Origin of the sequence: Corynebacterium tardum, assembly GCF_046717785.1 — a bacterium.
Classification (GTDB): Bacteria; Actinomycetota; Actinomycetes; order Mycobacteriales; family Mycobacteriaceae; genus Corynebacterium.
The window spans coordinates 2,179,065-2,197,217 of sequence record NZ_CP177104.1; the positions used below are offsets into that span (position 1 = coordinate 2,179,065).

Genomic DNA, 18,153 nt, shown 5'->3' on the forward strand with positions numbered 1-18,153 from the left:
CTATCGCCTCCTCGTGAAGTTGGCCACCGAGGTGTTGGTGAGCACCGCGAAAAGCAGCATGGCACCGAGGAAGAACTTGAACCAATCCGGGTTCCAGCCCGCGTACACGATGCCCTGGTTGGTCATGCCGAAGATGAGCGCGCCGATGGCGGTGCCCACCGCCGTGCCACGCCCGCCGGTCATGGAGCAGCCGCCGATGACCGCAGCGATGATGTAGAGGAACTCGTTGCCAATTCCCTGGCCGGCCTGGATAGAGTCGAAGGCGAAGAGCGTGTGCATGCCTACGAACCACGCGGCGAAGCCAACGAGCATGAACAGCGCCACCTTGACCCGGCGCACGGGCACGCCGACGGCCCGGGCGGAATCGTCGTCACCGCCGACGGCGAAAATCCAGTTGCCCCAGCGCGTCTTGTACAGCACCCACGAGGCAAGTGCCACGAACAGGAGCCACCACAGCACCGTGGCGCGAATGCTCAGCGATCCCACGTGCACGGTGCCGGCAAAAACCACGCGCGCGGAGGGAAAACCTTCCATATCCGCGACGGTGGGGGTGGCCACCTGGCCGGTCACCAGCTTGGTAATCGCCAGGTTAAGCCCCTGCAGCATGAGGAAGGCGGCGAGCGTGATGAGGAAGGAGTCAATCTTGGTGCGGGTGACCAGCACGCCATTCAGCGCCCCGATGGCCAGCGCGGTCACGAGCGACAAGACCACGCCCACCCAAGAGTTGAGGTGAAAATTGTAATTGAGCATCGTGGCCACGAGCGCGGCCGAGGTCACAGCCACGCCCGAGGAGAGGTCGAACTCGTTACCAATCATGAGAAGCCCCACCGCCAGGGCCACAATTCCCAGCGTGGAGCTGGCATAGAGCACGGTGGAGAAGGCCTCCAGGGAGCGAAAAGCGGGGGCGACCGCCATGAACAGCGCGAAGATCACCACCGCGCCGAGCAAGCTGGCCAGCTCCGGGCGGCGGATGAGGCGGGAGAATCCGCTGCGGCGGGTCAGGCGGGTATCGCCTGCGCTTGTCGACGCCTCCCCGCTCATCGCAGCCCCTCCTTCGCTGCCTCCGAAATGGCGTCGACGTTGGAGGAGTCCACGAAGGACGGCCCGGTGTAGACCGGCCTGCCGCCACCCAGGGTGGAGCCGTTGCGGTGGGCCAGCCACAGGGCGTCGACGGCGAGATAGCCCTGCATGTAGGGCTGTTGGTCCACGGCCCACTGGATGGTGCCGTCCGCGATGGCGTCGACAAGCTCGGCGTTGGTGTCGAAGGTGGCGACCTTGGCGTCGGAGCCGGCATCGGCCACCGCGGCGGCCGAGCGCATGGCCACCGAGGCCTGTAGGGCCATGACCCAATCGATGGACTTATCCTGCGCCAGCTTGGCGTTGATGGTGGACTGCGCGGCGGTGAGGTCCTTGCCGTTGACGTAGAGGATGTCCACCTTCCCGCCGCGAAGCCCCTCCTTCACGCCGGCGCAGCGCGCCTCCTGTGAGGAGTTTCCCTGCTCGTGGATGACGCACAACGCGTGCTGGGCGCCCTCGGCCTCAAGACGCTCGCCAGCCTTGGCCCCGGCGACCTTTTCCTCTTGGCCGAAGAAGGCGCTCATGCCGTACTTCTGGTACTCGTCCATGCCGGCGTTAAGCCCCACGGTGGGGATGCCGGCGTCGGCGGCCTTCTGGGCGGCAGGCCCAATGGCGCCCGCATTCGGCATGGTCACAGCAATGCCGTCCACGCCGGAGTCGATGGCGGATTGCACCAGGTTGGCCTGGTTAGGGGCCTCCGGATCGGAGGAGTAGCGCAGCTCGACGTTGTCTTTGCGCGCGGCGTCCTCCGCACCCTTGCGCACGAGGTCCCAGTAGGTGTCCCCCGGCGCACCGTGGGAGACCATGGCGATAACGAGGCGTTCGGTGTCGACGCCACCGGCCAGCTCGCCCTCCGCGGTGGGGCGGGGTGCACCGCCGGTGGCGGAGCATCCCCCGATCGTGGCAGCGAGGGCCACTGCGAGGACAGGGAGGGCAGGTTTGATGTTGATTTTCACACCCTGCATGGTGCCCCAGCCCACGCACCCGCTTCAACCCAACCTGACCTGCTTCTTTATCGTTTCAGACCGCGCACGCTGGGGGTATCGGGAGACTTTTTACCCCCGCTGGGATGTACCTTCCGCACCCGGATCGGGTTCGAGGACGCCGCCGCGCAGGCGCGCGGACTCGCTGAGTAGCACCGCGGCCTCGCGCTCTGTGAGCGCGGCCGGGTCGCCGCCGCCCAGGTTGCGTTCGGCCGGCCGTTGGTACAGTGCCGGCCCGCCCCGCATGGCTTCTTCGAGGCGGCGCAGGCCCTGGTGCTCCCGCGCCGTGGCAGCCGCGCGCCAGGCCTGGGCTGCGTCCTTACCGCGCTCGGCCGCGAGTGCTGCGACGAAAGCCTCCGGGTGCACCAGCGCAATGAGCGCGGAGACGTGCCCGAAGCCCAGCGAGGTGAGCAGTCCAGCCTTCGGCGGGGCCGCGCGCAGGTCCAGCGGCTGGCGCAGCCACACGAGGTGCTCGTGGCGGCGCAGTGCTGGGTCCACGCAGTCCAGCGAGCGGTTCGGCGGCACGATGCCGCCGCGCAGGACCTGGCACAGGCCTGCCAGCTGGAAGGCCGCCGCCCCGCCCTTGGCGTGGCCGGTCAAAGCCTTCTGGGAGATGACGTAGAGCGGGTTGCCGGCGCTGCGCCCGAGGGCGCGGGCGAGGCGCTCGTGCAGGTCGGATTCGTTGGGATCATTGGCGCTCGTGGAGGTGTCGTGCTTGGACAGCACCGCGATGTCGTCCGCCGAAACGCCGAGCGCCGCCAGATCGCGGGCGAGTCGAGAATCTGCTCCCCCACGCGCCGCTGAGAGGGCGCCCAGGCCCGGCGCGGGGATGGAGGTGTGCGCGCCGTCGGCGAAGGACTCGGCAAAGGCCACCACGCCCAGGACCGGAAGGCCCAGCTCCGCGGCCAGGCTGCCGCGTGCGAGCAGCAGCGTGCCGCCGCCCTCCGACTCCACGAATCCGCCGCGGCGGCGGTCGTTGGCGCGGGAAAAGAAGCGGTGCTCGATGCCCTTCGCTTCCATCGCCGCGCTATCGGCGGTGGCCGCCATGTCGCCGAAGCCGGTAATGCCCTCCACGGATAGCGCGTCGATGCCGCCGGCGACGACGAAGTCCGCCTTGCGCAAGCGCAGCTTGTCCACGGCCTCCTCCACGGAGACCGCCGCCGTGGCGCATGCCGCCACCGGGTGGACCATCTGCCCGTAGCCGCCGACATAGTCTTGCATGACGTGCGCGGCGATGACGTTGGGCAGAGCTTCCTGGAGGATGTCGTGCTGGCGGGAGTGGGCCAGGAGCTTATCGACGTACAACGAGCGCAGCGCCTCCTGCCCCGCCATCCCGGTGCCCTGGGTGGAGCTCACCCGCGCCGGGTGGACGTGGGTGAGCAGCTCGGCCGGGCTCAAGCCCGCGGCGAGGAAGGCCTCGATCGTGCACACGAGGTTCCACAGGGCGAGGCGGTCGACGCTGTCCAGCATGTCCGCCGGAATACCGTAGACCGCCGGATCGAAGCCCTCCGGAATCTGGCCGCCGACAAAGCGCGTCATGGCCACCCGCCGCGGCACGCGCACTGCGGACCCGGCGGGCCGGGTGACCTGCCACTCAGCGCCACCGGATTCGACGTCGACGCGCTTCAGGGAAGCGCCCTCGCACCTGTCCACGAAGGAGCGTGCGGTGGCCTCATCCTCCACGGCGAAGGTGAGTGGCTTGTCCAGGTAGATGGTGGTCAGCTCAGGTGCGAGGTTATCCACCATGGGCAGGTGCGGGCCGAAGTCATCGTGGAAGCGGCGCACGCCGATGCCGGCGAGGACGTTGTCGTGGAAGCGTTCGTAGACGTCTTCCTCGGCTACCTCCTCGCCCTCCGGCGTTACCCAGGCGGCGGAAGGGCCGTCCCAGGTCACCAGTCCCTGGCTCCACGCCAGCTCCAACACACCGGCGGCGGAGAGATCCCCGCCCACCTCGACCTCGAAGCGCGTGCGCGCGGTTCCCAGCGGCCCCAGCTCCCCTGCTCCGACGAGGACGACCATGTCCTCCAGGGATTGGGTGAGCCCACGGAAGTCGGGCCGGGTCCACTCCACAGGTGCGAGCGCGTTCGGCAGGGCCGTGACGGTGCGCGGCGCTGGGGTGAGGTCCTCGGTGGTGGCCGGGGGGACGCTGGACAGCGCGGCGTCGCGGGCCAACGCAGCCAGGTCTAGGTCGGCCTCGGCCAACCCGCCGGTGAAGTCCATGGTCAGCGGCCCGTCGGCGGCGCGGAGGAGGGCCTCCTCGTCCGCGGCGCTATCGACAAGTTGAATCGCCATGTCCTTCGCCGAGTACGTGCTCACCCCGCGGGCCTCGACCTGCTCCACCAGCGGATCGTTGCCCGCCATGAGCCCGGTGCCGCGTACCCAGCCAATGAGCGCGTGGACCAGCGAGGTTCGCGCGCCCCACGCTGCCTGTTCGGAGTGCCAGCGCTGCACCAGGGCGTCGAAAGCCGCCTTGGCCTCGCCATACGCGCCGTCGCCGCCGAAGCGTCCGCGGTTGGGTGATCCCGGCAGCACCACGTGGAGGCGGTGGCCCAGGTGGGTATCCGCGCCCAGCGCGGACAGGCCCGCGATGAGCTTTTCTACCGACCACAGCAGCAGGCGCATCTGGGCCTCTGTGTCGGGACCGGCCTCGGCCAGGGTGCCGCGCACGGGCGGGGCGGCGAAGGGGAAGAGCAGATCGGGCACGAAGGCCGGTTTGAGCAGCTCGGTCTTCCCGCCCACGGTGACCGTCTGCTGCGTGCCGATCCATTCCACCAGCGCGTCGATATCGGAAAAGGAGTTGAGGTTGGCTGGCACTACCCACAGCGCCGCCGTGCCGACGGCGCTGGTGCGGTAGAGCTCCTTAAAGAATTCCAGGCGGTCCTGGGTTAGCTGCGAGGTCGTCGCGATGACCGTCGCTGCCTCGGCGAGCAGCTCGGCGATGATCTCCGCGCCAATCGAGCCCGGCGCCCCACCCGTCACCACGGCCACCTGCCCGGCGTGCAGCAGGGAGTCGCCCGGCACCTCAGCATCCACGGCCTGGCGGCGGTAGCCCAGGTAATCGGCCATGCGCGCAACCTCCGCACCGGCTCCCAGGACGTCGAGGTCCGGTTCCTTTACGCCGGCCGCGGCAGCCCGAACGAGGTCCTCGCGGGCACTGGCCCAGCGGTCATCCAACAGCACCGCCTTCTGCGCGTCGAAGGCCGGCGCCACGCGCTTCGCCCAGTCCGAGCCCAGCTCAGTCTCCACGAGCTCGGCCAGACCAGTCGGGTTTTCCTCCTGCGCGGATTCCTCGCCCTGCTCGTCGCCGCGCCCCAGGGCCGCCAGTAGCGTGCGGGCGGAATCCTCCAGCGCGGACTCGAGCCTTTCCGTGTACGCCGCCAGCGCCGCGGAATCCACCGCGGTTGCGGTTTCCTTCACCACCCGGGTCACCTCCACGCCGGCGCGGGTGGCGGCGGTGGTCAGGGAGGCGTCGATAAGCGCATCCAGCTCCGTTGGGGTGGTGACTGCCGTGACGGGCAACGTGGCCAGCTCCCCGCCCCGCACGGAGGTGCCCTCGCGGCTGCCCAGCACGAGCTCCGCCACCGCGCGGTCCGCCCAGCCGGGGCCCAGGCCCCACTCGGCGCTCACGCGCTGGGCAATATAAGACGGCTTCTTCCCCGCCGGCCCGGTCGCGCGGCGCACGGCCTGCGCCACCTGCTCGGTGAGCACCGGCCCGAAGGCGTGATAGCCCGGCGCGCGCTGGGCCACGGTCTCCGCGAGCTGGTTAACCGGCATATCCGCCGCACCATCGATGGCGGGGATGCCGAACTCCACGCCTAGATCCAGCAGCAGCTGGTTGCGGCGGGAGGAGACCCCCTCCACGAGGGTCTCGATTGTATCGGTGGCCGCCATCTGGTCGGGGCGCACCTTGGTCCACAGCGCGATGAGCATCTCCACGGCGCTCTGCACGCTCAGCGGCCGGTCAGCAACCTCCTGGCGCGGGGACTGAGCGCGCGCGGGTGCCTCTGCTACGGGAGCCGGCGCGGGGCAGCCGGCGCGGCGTCCGGAATGGGTGCTTCTTCCGGTTGCACATCCGCGTCCTCGGCGAAGACCCTGGCGCGGTCGCGCTCGGAGTTGCGGACCTCGACCCTCACCCCCGCGTACTCCGGCGCGCCCAGCGTCTGGCCCACCATGTTGGCCACGGTGGGGGCATGGCCTACTCCCACCTCGATAAAGCGTTCAATGCCCAAGCCCGCAAGCCCCGACGCGGTCTGCCTCCCGCGCGGGGTGAGCAGCAGTTCCTGCGTTTCGATCCAGCGCACCGGGGAGGCGAACTGCCAGGACAGCAGCTCCACCAGCAGCGTGCGCCCAAGCTTCTGCGGCTCCGCGGCGGCGGCGTCGAAATCCGCGAGGATGGCCGCGATGCGCGGGGAATCAACAACCTCCGCGATGGCCTCCACGAAGCCGCGCTCCAGGGCGAAAGGGCGGGCCACGAGGTTGGGGACGTAGCGCCCCACCAGCACAGACAGATCAATCTCCTGCGGGATGAGCTCATCCAGGTGGGCGCGGAAGTCATCCACGCCTGCCACCAGACGCGAGGAGTGGAAGGGCACGTCAACGCCGGGAATGGACACGAAGGCACGTGCGCCAGGCGCTCGGTGCTCGGCGGCGGCCTCAACGGCGCGAAGGCCCGCGGTGGTACCGGCGATGGCGTACTGGCGCCCGGCCACGTTGTAGTTGACCACTTCCAGGAACTCACCGGAGGTCGCCGCGATGCCGGCCACGTAGTCCTCAACCTCGTCGGCACGCATGCCCATCCGGTGCGGCCGCAGCGCGCCCAGGCCGTAGCGCGAATAGCCTGCGGCGTCGCGCTCCACCAGGCGGTCCATGGTGAGACCGCGAACGTAGACGATTTCCAGGACCACCTCCAGCGAGAGCACCCCAGCATAGGCTGCCAGGGCGTTGTACTCGCCCACGGAGTGCCCGCCGAAGGCCGCGGTGGTGTCTAGGACCCCCGCCTCCCTTAGCGCCGCCACCTGCGCGCAGCCCAGCGTGGCCATGGCCACCTGCGTGAAGTGGGTCAGGTACAGCACGCCGTCGGGGTGGGAATACGCGGTGCCGTCGACCACCACGGTCTCCGGGTTGTTCCGCACGATCTCCAGGATCGAAAAGCCCAGGTGCTGCCTCGTGTGCGCATCGGCGCGGTCCCATACTGCGCGCGCGGCGGGCGAGGCGCCATACTCCGCCATGCCCATCCCGGGCGCCTGGATACCCTGTCCGGGGAAGGCATAAAACGTGCGCGGCGCGCTCAGTGTGGCGCGGGCGTCGAGCACCACCACGCCGTGGCTGGTAGCAGTGACGGAGCGGACCTCGCCGTGGCCGCGGCGCTTGTCGACGCCCACCCGGTGCACCACCAGCTCCACCTCGCTGCCCGGCTGCACCGGGGCCAGCATCTTCGCCGACCACTGCAGGACCCGAGTGCCGTCGAAGGCCGCGGCCGCCTGCGCCAGCGCGGAGGTCCACATGCCATGCACGATGGGCCCGTTCTGCAACCCCGCCAGCGCCGCCGCGTTCGCGGAGACGTGAATGGGGTTATGGTCCCCCGTCACCGCGGCGAATGGGCGCAGGGATTCTGGCGCCATGACGGTGAGGCGGTGCCGGAAGGAGCGCGGGGTGTCGCGGACGAACGCCTCGGTCGTGTCAGCGTTCTCATCCACGCCGGGCACAGGCTCCTCGCCGGTGCGCCCGGGAATGAGGAAGCGCTCGCGCAGCTGGGCGGCATCTGCGTCACCGCCCAGTGTCACCGCAACCTCGATCACCCGGCCAGCAGTTGTATCCCGCACTGCGCTCAGGTCCGCGGTCACGGACAGGTCCAGGGGCGTGGCACCCGGCGCGGCCGCAGCGTCAAGCAGCGCAGCCGCGCCGTCCGCCAGCTCCAGCGAGTGCTCAAAGTGCACCAGGTTGAGCAGGCCCTCGACCACGGGCTCGCCTGCCCCGGCGCTATCGGCGTTTGTGCGGGCATCCGCAATGACCGCAAAGATAGCCGGCCACGCAGCACCCACCAGGACGTCCGGCGCACATGCCCCATCGACCACACCTGCGCTGGTCACGGACAAGTAGTTCGCGATGTCAGAGGCGTCGAGGCGGGCGGTGACCGTGGCGCTGCCGTGGTCTACCTCCGGCAGGCGTCCGCCCGCGGCCACGCGCGCGAGCTCCCGCATGGCGGAGGCTGCGTCCTCCGCGCTGACCACGGGCGAGGCACCCGGCACGCGCGGCGGGGTGATGCGCACGCGCAGTGCGGCGCCGCCAGTCGCTTCGCGGTGGGCACCAGGGTCCAGCGGGACAGTGAACCAGAAGTCGGCGGAGTCTGGGTTCACCCGCTCCAGCGTCGCGCCGGGCAGCTCGAGGAGCAGCGGGTTCGGCTGTTCGCGGCCGGCCCAGCACAGGCTGGGGGCACGGCGGATTCGCTCGGCGGCGCTCGGCGCGGGCACGTCCAGGCCCTGGGGAGCAGAGTCGGCGACCCGCTCAGCGGCAGCCTGCTCGAAGCGCACCAGCAGCTGGGCCACCGGCTCGTTGGCGCGCTCGATGCCGGCCACGGCGGCGGTGCCGGGGATGATGCACACCTGGTCGGCGCTGTAGTGCTCGTCGTGGGCCTGCCACAGCGAATCCTGGCGGAAGCGGCGGCGCACGGAGGCGTCGATAAGCGGCACGAAGCTCGGCGGTTTGCCGGGGCCATCGATGAGTGTGATGAACCACGCGGCGTCCGTGGGGTGAAGGGCGGCGTCGCCGTAGAGCCCAGTAAGCGCGTCAATAGCGACGGCGGGCGCATCACCATCGACGGTGACCTGCAGGGTTATCTCGCCGTGGTCGGCCTCATGCAGGCGGGCCTCGGCGCGCGCCACCATCTGCTCGAAGCGTGTGCGCCACGACTCGTCCACCCAGCCGCCCAGGAAGGACAGCTCTAGGTAGCGCCCCAGCCACTCGGCATAGGTCATGGCGTCGAGGTCACCGAAGTAGGGCTTGCTGGTCTGCGCCAGCGCCGCACTGATCTCCGCGCGGCGGGCGGCGACGATCTCCGCGTCGCCCGCGACCTCATCGAGCAGCCGCCCGGCACGGGCGAAGGAATTGTCCAGCTCATGGATGCTCGCCCCCAAGTCAGAGCGGCCAGAGGTCACGTCCTCCTCCGTGGCGGCAACGAGGGCGCGCTTCACCGATTCGGACGCTGTGGACTCGCGGGTAGCCATGGCGGCGGTGCCGACCATGATGGCGTCGACAGGCGCTTGAGGCAGGCCGAAGCGCTGCGACCACGCGCCCGTGAGGTACTCCGCGCCCCGCGCCGGGGTGCCGATGCCGCCGCCAACCGCGAGCAGGACATTGGGGCACCGACGGATGTCTGCATACGTTGCGGCGAGCAACGTGTCGAGCTCTTCGGTGGAGTGGTGCCCGCCGGCGCTAGCACCCTCGACCTGCATGATGAGCGTGGCGGACGTGTCTCGGGCGAGGGCGAGCACCTGCTCGATCTGCTCCGCCGTCCCGGGCTTGAAGGCCACCCAGGGGATGTTCTCCGCGTGGAGGCGCTCTATGAGGGCGAGTGCTTCCTCGTGCGGCGGGATGCCCGCGGAGATGACCACGCCGTTGAGCGGTGCTCCGGCGGCCCGCGCCCGCGGGATGGCATGCTCTTCCGAAATCTGGCGGCGCCACTGCGCGGCCGAGAGGTACAGGGCGTTGAACTGGGCGTTGACCCCCGGATGGAGGAGCCCTGCGAGCCTTGTCAGGTTTCTATCCAGAATGGCGTCGGTGTGCTGCCCGCCGCCGGCGAGCTCCGCCCAGTGGCCAGCATTGGCTGCTGCGGCCACGATGTCCGGGTCCACCGTGGTGGGCGTCATGCCGGGCAGCATCACCGGGGAATAGCCGGTAACCTCAGTAAACCGCGTGGTGAGGCGGCCACCTGCCAGGCGCGGAGCGAAGTCGGACCACGCCTCCGGCAGCGCGGGTGCGCGTCCCGGCTCGAAGAGCTGCGACTGGCCCTCAGCAGTCCCCACGGCTAGGGTTCCCACACCGCGGCCGGCCACCGCGGCCCGCGTCAGCGGCTCGACGCCGCGGGTGGGGCCGACCTCCAGGATCCACTGTGCGCCGGCGTCAACGGCCTCATCGACGCAGGCAGGCCAATCGACGGTATCCGTAAGCACCGCGCGCGCCAGCTCCCTGCTGAGTGCCGAATCGAGACCGATTCGGGCCGCCCAGTGCTCCACCTGCTCCACCGCCTGCGCCAGGGCGGGGTGGTGGAAGGCGGCGTCGACGTCGAGGTCAGTGAAGGTTGCCTGCTCGTCTGCCATGCTGCGGCGCACGCAGGCAAGTTCTTCCGGGGTGCCCACGATGACGTGGCGGTCGCGGCCGTTGATAAGCCCGATGCAGGCCCCGGCCTCGCAGAGGCGCTCCTGTGTGACACCCGTGACCGCGACCATCGGGACGCCCTGCGCCGTGCGCACGAGACCATGGATACGGGCGGTCGTCGTCAGCGCGGCGCCGATGAGGCGGGATAGGGCGAGGGCCTCGGCCGGAGCGGCGCGGCCGGACGCGACGGCGGCGGCAAGGCAGCCCTGGGAATGGCCGATGTTCAGCACGGACGCGGAAGCATCGAGGCCCTGCGCGCGGAGGGACTCCAGCACCGCGAGCTGCGCGGTGAGGATGCCCGGCACCGACACGGCTGGGGCGGTGAGGGCAAAGGCGGGCTCGTTATCGGCCCAGGCTAGCGGCGCGAAGCCGTGCGGGCTGGCGGGGAGGAGGTCGCCGGCCAGCGGGGCGAGTAGTTCCTCCGCGTCGGCGAGGTACTCAGCCACCTGGGGCCGCACCCCCGCAGCCAGCGCCTCCTGGAGGGTGGGAAGCCAGGCAAAACCTTGCCCAGAGAAGGACCGCGCGAACGCGTTGTGAGGGATGTTCACGCGCTACTCCCCCAGGCCGCGCGCAACCCGCTGCGCGGCCTCCTCGAGTGCCGCCTGCGGCGAGTCCCCGGGCTGGGCACAAAAGACCTGGCAGGCGTGATCCGGCACTACCTCGGCTGAGCGGGTCAGGCCGCGCTCGGAGAGGTACTCGTCAAAGAACATATCGATACTCATACCGACAGTAGATTCTACCCACTAGGATCAATGCGTCATGGCCTCTCGTACCCCGTTCATTCTCGCAGCTCTCCTCAACGTGGTTGTCGCTGTACTCGTGCTGTGCGGCATCGTCTTCTCCTCCCCCAACACATCCACCACGGCATCCACCGGTGCGCACTCGGACGCCGCGCTTTCCGGCACCCCAACTCCCGCACCGCAGGCCGCAGACTCTCTTGCGGCGCTGGATTCCCTCGCGGTCAAGGGGCGCGCGCCGATGACCGGCTACGAGCGCGAACAGTTCGGGCAGGCTTGGTCCGACGACGTCACCGTGGAGTTCGGCCACAACGGCTGCGATACCCGCAATGACATCCTGCGGCGCGACCTAGACAACCTGGTGATCAAGGAAGGCACTCACGACTGCGTGGCCCTGTCCGGCACCCTGCACGACCCGTACTCGGACGAGGACATTGACTTTCAGCGCGGGGCGGATACGTCGAGTGCGGTCCAGATCGACCACGTGGTGCCGCTTGCCGACGCCTGGCAGAAGGGCGCCCAGCAATGGTCACCGGAGCAGCGCCGCGACTTTGCCAACGACCCGCGCAATCTCCTCGCCGTGGATGGCCCCCTCAACCAGCAGAAAGGCGCCGGCGACGCGGCCACCTGGCTGCCGCCGCACAAGGCCTACCGCTGCGCGTACGCCCAGCGCATCGTCGACGTCAAAGCCGCCTACGGCGTGTGGGTGACCGAGGCCGAAAAGGACGCGCTGAGCCGCCTGCTGCATGCCTGCTAAGCGCAGGGCCTCCCCCGCTTCTGGAGGAAGGCCCTGCGTCTGAGTTGTCGTGCCTAATGCCTAGTGGTTGCCGTTGTTGTTCTGGTTGAGCTGGTTGCGCAGCTGGTTAAAGTAGTCCCGCGCGCTCTGCGGCTGGGCGCTGCCCTGCTGGGTGCCCGGGAAATTCGGCATCTGGCCCGGGTTCTGCTGGGCGTGTTGCTGCACCTGCTGTTGTGCCTGTTGCTGGGCGCGCTGGGCCTGCTCCATCGCCTCCGCATCGCGGCTGGCACGCTCATCGCGCTCGCGGCGCTCCTGCTCCTCGCGCCGGCGGCGCGCGTCGGCGAAGTCCTCGCGGCTGCGCTTCGCCTCCCCGGCGGGCACGGACGGCTTCGGGGCGGAGTTGATGGCATCGGTCGACAGGAGCGTGTCGCGCATGCCGCTGAAGAGGTCCTGCATGCCACCCGGGTTCGACGGCATGTACAGCACGTTGGTGTGCGCCCGGTCCGCCACGTCCACCATGGCGTCGAGGTATTGAGAGACCAGCATGAGGGTCTCCGGGTTCTCCTCCACACCGGCGGCGCGCAGCAGCTCGTACTGTTGGGCAATACCCTCGACGATCTCCTTGCGCTGGTCAGCCACGCCGCGGCCCTGCAGCTTCTTGGCTTCGGCCGCACCCTCGGCCTCCTTGACCACGCGGATCTTCTCGGCCTCCGCCTGGGCCACCGCCGCCTCGCGCTCACGCTGCGCGGCGTTGATGGAGTTCATGGACTCGCGCACGCGGGAGTCTGGGCGGATATCCGTCACCAGGGTGTTGACGAAGTTCCAGCCGTAGGCAGCCATGTTGTCCCGCAGGCTCATCGCTACGTTGCGGGCGATGGTGTCCTTGGAGGAGAAGGAATCATCCAGTGCCATGTTCGCCACCGAGGAGCGAACGTTGTCCTGCACGTAGGCCACAATCTGCTGCTCGTGGTTGGACAGGGTGTAGAAAGCTTGGCGCTCGCTGCCCTGAACCACCTCGTACTGCACAGCGACCGGAATCTGGACGAAGACGTTGTCCTTGGTCTTGGTCTCCACCATGACGTCGAGCTGGCGCACCTGCAGGTTGATCTTCGCTCGCACGCGGTCCACGAACGGCACCTTGAGGTGTAGGCCGGCGTGCGCGACCGTGACGAACTTACCCAAGCGCTCGATGATGGCGGCTTCCTTCGTGCGCACGATGTAGAAACCGTCGAAAGCCGTGACGATGATGAGAATTAAGAGGAGGCCGACGACGACAAGTCCGAACATAGACTACCCTTTCTGAAGATCTGTACCGTTAACGACAATTTTGCCACAACGTGAGCACCGCCACGACCTACCCGGCGCGCTGGGCATAAGGAGCGCTTAGTGGTCGTCGGCCAAGCGGAACAGCTCGCCCAGAATCCCGGCGCCGTCTTCGGCGATGCCGTTGTGCTGGAAGCGATTGGTCACCATCGGGCGCAGGTCGCGGTAGGTCTCCCCCGTGGCCAGGGAATCCTCGAAGGGCACGAAGACGTCGTCGAGGTAGACGGCGGCCGCAGCACCAAGCGGTGCGCTGCCAAGCACTTCGGCATCGTACGGCGAGCTGCTCCACTCATGAGCGGCCAGACCTTCCGCGCCCTCCTTGAAGGGGCGCAGCGCTGGGTCCTCGTCGAATTGCCAGGGGAAGATGTGCTCGCCGGTCAGATACATCCCGTCCTCGGCGAACTCGGGGAACTCCTCGCGGATGCGGTGGGCCGCCCAGCCGGTCACGGACTGGCCGCCGACGCCGCCATAGATCGACTCGTGGATCGCGGCATAGAGCGGCCCGGCCTGGAAGCTCACGCGGCTTCCGACGTTGTGCAGAAAGTCCGAGCGCAGACGCTTCTCCCCGTCCACGGTGCGGAAGGGTTCCTCCAGCAGGTAGGCCAGGTTGTCGAACCCGGTGCCGCGGCCCAGCTCGATGCCGATGGTGCGGAAGCGGCGGGAAGATAGCCTCTCGCCCGTGGGCAACAGTTCTTCCGAATTGTCCAGGTGGTGGATAATCTCTTCGATGCGTTCTTGAGCCCACGGGAACTGGGTATAAAAGCGCTCGTGGCGCACCTTGAGCTTGGCAAAGGTGGTCCGATAGAGATCGTCCGCGCCCTTGGTCAAGGTGGGCAGGCCACCGGTGAGGAAGGCGCGCCCGATGGAATCCGGGAACAGCGAGGCATAAGAAGTGATGATGAAACCGCCGAAGGATTGGCCGAAGAGATTCCAGCGCTCCTCCCCCAGGTGCGCGCGGAGGCGCTCGGCGTCGCGCACGATGTTTTCTTGGCGCAGCTGGGACAGGCGCAGCGCTGTGCGGTCCGCCGCTGGGCTGAGCTCGTCGATCCGGTGGCTGCGCCCAGTGCCACGCTGGTCCATGAGGATCCAGCGATAGCGCTCCAAGCCTTTGCCTAGGAGCCCCGAGGCGCCAACCGGCCGCGGAGACGGGAAACCCGGCCCGCCCTGGTTATAGAGCAGTGCCGGGTACTTCTCACCGCCAGGCGGGATCACCTCCCGCGCGTAGAGCTCGAAGGAGCCCGCCGCGGGGTTCTCGTAGTCCCAGGGGACGGTGAGGGTGTGTTCCTTGATGGTGTGGCCGAAGCGTTTCATGCCCTCTAGTAGACCACGAAACCTTCCGCGCGGAACGCATCCCGGATAGATTCGATGTCCTCCGGTTTGGGTGGCTTCGTATCCTCCAGGGTGTACGGGTAGCCCAACTCGTGCCACTTGTCCGCGCCCATGTTGTGGAAGGGCAGGACCTCGACGCGCTCGACGTTGCTCTTCCACCGAGAGACAATCTTGACCACGTTGGCGACGTTCTCGGGGGCGTCGGTAAGCCCCGGCACCACCACGAAACGGATCCACACCGGCTTGCCCACCGCGCTGAGGCGGTCGCCAAAGTCGATGGTGGGTTGCAGCTCGCGGTGCGTGACCTTCTTATAGGTCTCCTCGTCGCCGGACTTCACATCCAGCAGCACCAGGTCAATGTTGTCCAGGTCCTCATCGCGCAGGCGCGAGCCCAAGTATCCCGACGTGTCAATCGTCGTGTGAATACCTGCGTCGTGGATCTCCTTAAGCACGCGCCTGGCGAAGGCAATTTGGAACAGCGGCTCGCCGCCCGAGATGGTCAGGCCACCGCCGGAGGCCTTGAAGACCGGCTTGTAGCGCTTGATGCGCTTGACCACGTCCTCGATGCGCTCCAGCGTGCCCACCTTCATCTCCATCGTGTCCGGGTTATGGCAGTACTGGCAGCGCAGCGGGCAGCCCGACATGAACATGGTCATGCGGGTTCCGGGGCCGTCGACGGACGTCACCAGCTCCCAGGAGTGGACGAGGGCCACGTCACCAGTACGCCGCGCCTGCATCAACTCCGGGCGAGTAATGTCCTCGAGGTCGTTGACCGAGCCCAAACCGGCGGCGGCGCCGCGCACCTTGTCTCCCGCTTCGGGGGATAGGTGAACGACGCCGGTAATGCCATCAGCCATTTAGGAGCCCTGGTGGAAGGTACGGGAGATGACGTCGAGCTGCTGCTCGCGGGTGAGCTTTACAAAGTTCACCGCGTAGCCGGAAACACGCACGGTCAGGTTCGGGTACTTCTCCGGGTGCTCAACGGCGTCCTCCAGGGTGGACTTGTCCAGCACGTTGATGTTGGCGTGGTACAGGCCAGAGTTCATCTGGTGTGCCTCGCGGTTGGCCTTCATAGTTGCGAGACGCTCGTCAAAAGTGGGGGTTGCCATGATGTTTTCTCCTTCGGAAGAGATAGTTGCGTTTGGGGGGAGGATTATTCGGAGTCCATGATGAAGCCGGCGTCGAGGACGCCCACCAGGTTGGTGATGCGCTCCTCCGGCGTGCGGCCCAGGCCGGACGGGGTGATGGTGTTGGTCAGCGAGATGCCGTCAAGAGCGTCCTTGTAGTCCAACTTGCCTACCGAGAGCATGGAGGCGACCATGCCGTGGCTGTCCGCACCGTTCTCCGGGTTAGCGCCCGGCGCGAACGGGGTGCCCGCCTCGTGGCCGGATGGGAAGGAACCGGTGGCCTTGCCGTAGACCACGTTGGACGTAATCGTCAGCACCGACTGGGTGGGGATGGCGTTGCGGTACATCGGGATGGCCTTAATCTTCTCCATCACGGTGTGGACGACGGTGGCGGCGATGTCGTCGGCGCGGTCGTCGTCGTTGCCGTAGAAGGGGAAGTCACCTTCCGTCTTGTAGTCCACAATCAGGCCGGTCTCATCGCGCACCGGGTAGACCTTGGCGTACTTAATGGCGGCGAGGGAGTCCGCCACGATGGACAGGCCGGCGATGCCACAGCCCATGGAGCGCACGATGTCGGAATCATGCAGCGCCATTTCGACGGCCTCGTAGGCGTACTTGTCGTGGCAGTAGTGGATGATGTTCAGCGCCTCGACGTAGGTGCCAACCACCCAGTCCAGCATCTCTTCGTACTTCTGCCAGACCTCGTCGAAGTCCAGCGGGCCGTCACCCTCGATGGCCTTGTAGCCGTCGACGACCTGCTTGCCGCTGACCTCGTCACGGCCGCCGTTGATGGCGTAGAGCAGGGCCTTGGCGGCGTTGACGCGGGCTCCGAAGAACTGCATTTGCTTGCCGACGGCCATAGGGGACACGCAGCACGCAATCGCCGCGTCGTCGCCCCACTGCTCACGAATCTGGCGGTCCGACTCGTACTGAATAGAGGAGGTCTCAATCGAGATGTGGGCGCAGAATTCCTTGTAGCCGGCCGGCAGCTGCGGATCCCAGAAGATGGTGATGTTCGGCTCCGGGGACGGGCCCAGGTTGATCAGCGTCTGCAGCAGGCGGAAGGAGGTCTTGGTCACCATGTGGCGGCCATCGCTACCAAAGCCTGCATCGGACCAGGTTGCCCAGTACGGGTCGCCGGAGAAGATCTGGTCGTAGTCCTCGGTGCGCAGGAAGCGGACGATGCGCAGCTTGAGCACCAGCTGGTCGATGATCTCCTGGGCATCTTCCTCGGTGATGATGCCGGCGGCGAGGTCGCGCTCGAAGTAGCAGTCGAAGAAGGCGGAGAGGCGGCCGATGGACATGGCGGCGCCGTCCTGGGACTTGATGGAGGCAAGGTAGCCAAAGTAGGTCCACTGCACTGCCTCGTGCGCGGTCTTGGCCGGGCCGGAGATGTCGAAGCCGTAGGACTCCGCCATCTTCTTCAGCTTCTTCAGAGCCTTGATCTGCTCAGAGTGCTCTTCGCGGTAGCGCGCCCAGTGCTCGGAGAATCCCACGTCACCGACGGAGTGCTTGGCGGCTTCCTTCTCAGCAATGAGGTAGTCCACGCCGTAGAGGGCCACGCGGCGGTAGTCACCGATGATGCGGCCGCGGCCGTAGGCATCCGGCAGGCCGGTGATGATGTGAGACGAGCGGGCAGCGCGGATACGCGGGGTGTAGATATCGAAAACCGCGTCGTTGTGAGTCTTGCGGTAGCGGGTGAAGATCTTCTCCACGTCCGGGTCGACTTCCTTGCCGGCCTCGAAGATGGCCTGCTTGACCATGCGCCAGCCGCCAAAGGGCATCATGGCGCGCTTGAGCGGGCTGTCGGTCTGCAGACCGACGATGACGTTGTCATCCTCGCAGATGTAGCCGGCCGGGAAAGCGTCGATGTCTGTCGGGGTGTGGGTGTCCACGTCGAAAATGCGCTTCTTACGCTCGACGGACAGGTAGTTCTCCTCCAGGTGGTTCCACACGTTCTTCGTCTTCTCGGTGGGGCCGGCCAGGAAGGAGGCGTCACCGTCGTACGGGGTGTAGTTGCGCTGGATGAAGTCGCGGACATTAATGTTCTCGGTCCACGGGCCCGGCTCAAAGCCCTTCCAGGCTTCGAACTGTACGGACTGCTCGGTTGCGGTGGTCACGTAAATGACTCCCTTCTTGGTTCACACGACGTCACAAAGGTTGTGTTTAGAAGGGCTTTTATGACGTGGGCTACGGAGGGTCCGGGCTGTCATCAACCCTTCTCTGCACACCATCCTAGGACGTATTCACAACAACCTCACATCGGCCATTTTGAGACCCACGCCACCATATCATGGGGTTTTAGCACCAACCTACTGGTTATAACAGCCATGGGTAACGGCCGTACGGTTTAACTCCGGGGGTGAGCCACCCCCTATCATGTCTTTTAACACATTAAAACCGGAGTAAATCCAAGATTATTTTTTGTGACGTGTCCGCGGCGCGCTCTAAAGTAAGTGCACAAAACG

Annotated in this window: 9 protein-coding genes and 1 pseudogene; 1 reads left to right on the forward strand and 9 read right to left on the reverse strand. The window is 67.4% G+C overall.

The genetic code is table 11. The features are described from left to right. The 4 genes and pseudogenes from ACLI1P_RS10570 to ACLI1P_RS10585 form a co-directional block, all read right to left on the reverse strand. Positions 1-1,041, reverse strand: a complete 1,041-nt coding sequence (locus ACLI1P_RS10570; RefSeq protein ID WP_306508003.1) for an ABC transporter permease — start codon at positions 1,039-1,041, stop codon at positions 1-3. Beyond that, on the reverse strand, positions 1,038-2,027 hold the full coding sequence (locus ACLI1P_RS10575) for a substrate-binding domain-containing protein (protein WP_408931000.1): 990 nt from the start codon (positions 2,025-2,027) through the stop codon (positions 1,038-1,040). Before ACLI1P_RS10575 ends, ACLI1P_RS10570 begins: the two co-directional genes overlap by 4 nt. Before the next feature lie 105 nt (positions 2,028-2,132). Beyond that, positions 2,133-10,981, reverse strand: a pseudogene (locus ACLI1P_RS10580) (fatty acid synthase subunit beta domain-containing protein). A 3-nt stretch (positions 10,982-10,984) separates the two neighbouring features. After that, positions 10,985-11,155, reverse strand: coding sequence for a hypothetical protein (locus ACLI1P_RS10585; RefSeq protein ID WP_411708828.1), 171 nt, complete (start codon positions 11,153-11,155; stop codon positions 10,985-10,987). Between the two features lie 37 nt (positions 11,156-11,192). Between ACLI1P_RS10585 and ACLI1P_RS10590 the strand changes: the two genes are divergently transcribed. Then, a complete protein-coding gene (locus ACLI1P_RS10590; RefSeq protein WP_411708829.1) occupies positions 11,193-11,927 on the forward strand; it encodes an HNH endonuclease family protein in 735 nt (244 codons plus the stop codon). 60 nt (positions 11,928-11,987) lie between these two features. Here ACLI1P_RS10590 and ACLI1P_RS10595 read toward each other — a convergent pair whose 3' ends face one another. The 5 genes from ACLI1P_RS10595 to pflB all read right to left on the reverse strand — a co-directional run bounded on the left by ACLI1P_RS10595 (position 11,988) and on the right by pflB (position 17,805). Further along, entirely contained in the window at positions 11,988-13,193 is a 1,206-nt protein-coding gene (locus ACLI1P_RS10595) for an SPFH domain-containing protein (RefSeq protein ID WP_408932595.1), read from the reverse strand. A 96-nt stretch (positions 13,194-13,289) separates the two neighbouring features. Beyond that, positions 13,290-14,540, reverse strand: a complete 1,251-nt coding sequence (locus ACLI1P_RS10600) for an alpha/beta fold hydrolase (RefSeq protein WP_411708830.1) — start codon at positions 14,538-14,540, stop codon at positions 13,290-13,292. Between the two features lie 5 nt (positions 14,541-14,545). After that, a complete protein-coding gene (gene pflA, locus ACLI1P_RS10605) occupies positions 14,546-15,415 on the reverse strand; it encodes a pyruvate formate-lyase-activating protein (RefSeq protein WP_408932593.1) in 870 nt (289 codons plus the stop codon). Beyond that, a complete protein-coding gene (gene grcA2, locus ACLI1P_RS10610; RefSeq protein WP_296133027.1) occupies positions 15,416-15,667 on the reverse strand; it encodes an autonomous glycyl radical cofactor GrcA2 in 252 nt (83 codons plus the stop codon). Positions 15,668-15,711: 44 nt separating this feature from the next. After that, positions 15,712-17,805: a formate C-acetyltransferase gene (gene pflB, locus ACLI1P_RS10615; protein WP_296133028.1), complete on the reverse strand. Its 2,094-nt coding sequence runs from the start codon at positions 17,803-17,805 to the stop codon at positions 15,712-15,714. Positions 17,806-18,153 lie beyond the last annotated feature (348 nt).

Excerpts from the sequence above, each read along its gene's own strand:
- ACLI1P_RS10570 (WP_306508003.1), bottom strand. The coding sequence starts at position 1,041 with ATGAGCGGGGAGGCGTCGACAAGCGCAGGCGATACCCGCCTGACCCGC.
- ACLI1P_RS10585 (WP_411708828.1), bottom strand. The coding sequence starts at position 11,155 with ATGAGTATCGATATGTTCTTTGACGAGTACCTCTCCGAGCGCGGCCTG.
- ACLI1P_RS10590 (WP_411708829.1), top strand. The coding sequence starts at position 11,193 with ATGGCCTCTCGTACCCCGTTCATTCTCGCAGCTCTCCTCAACGTGGTT.
- ACLI1P_RS10595 (WP_408932595.1), bottom strand. The coding sequence starts at position 13,193 with ATGTTCGGACTTGTCGTCGTCGGCCTCCTCTTAATTCTCATCATCGTC.
- ACLI1P_RS10600 (WP_411708830.1), bottom strand. The coding sequence starts at position 14,540 with ATGAAACGCTTCGGCCACACCATCAAGGAACACACCCTCACCGTCCCC.
- pflA (WP_408932593.1), bottom strand. The coding sequence starts at position 15,415 with ATGGCTGATGGCATTACCGGCGTCGTTCACCTATCCCCCGAAGCGGGA.
- grcA2 (WP_296133027.1), bottom strand. The coding sequence starts at position 15,667 with ATGGCAACCCCCACTTTTGACGAGCGTCTCGCAACTATGAAGGCCAAC.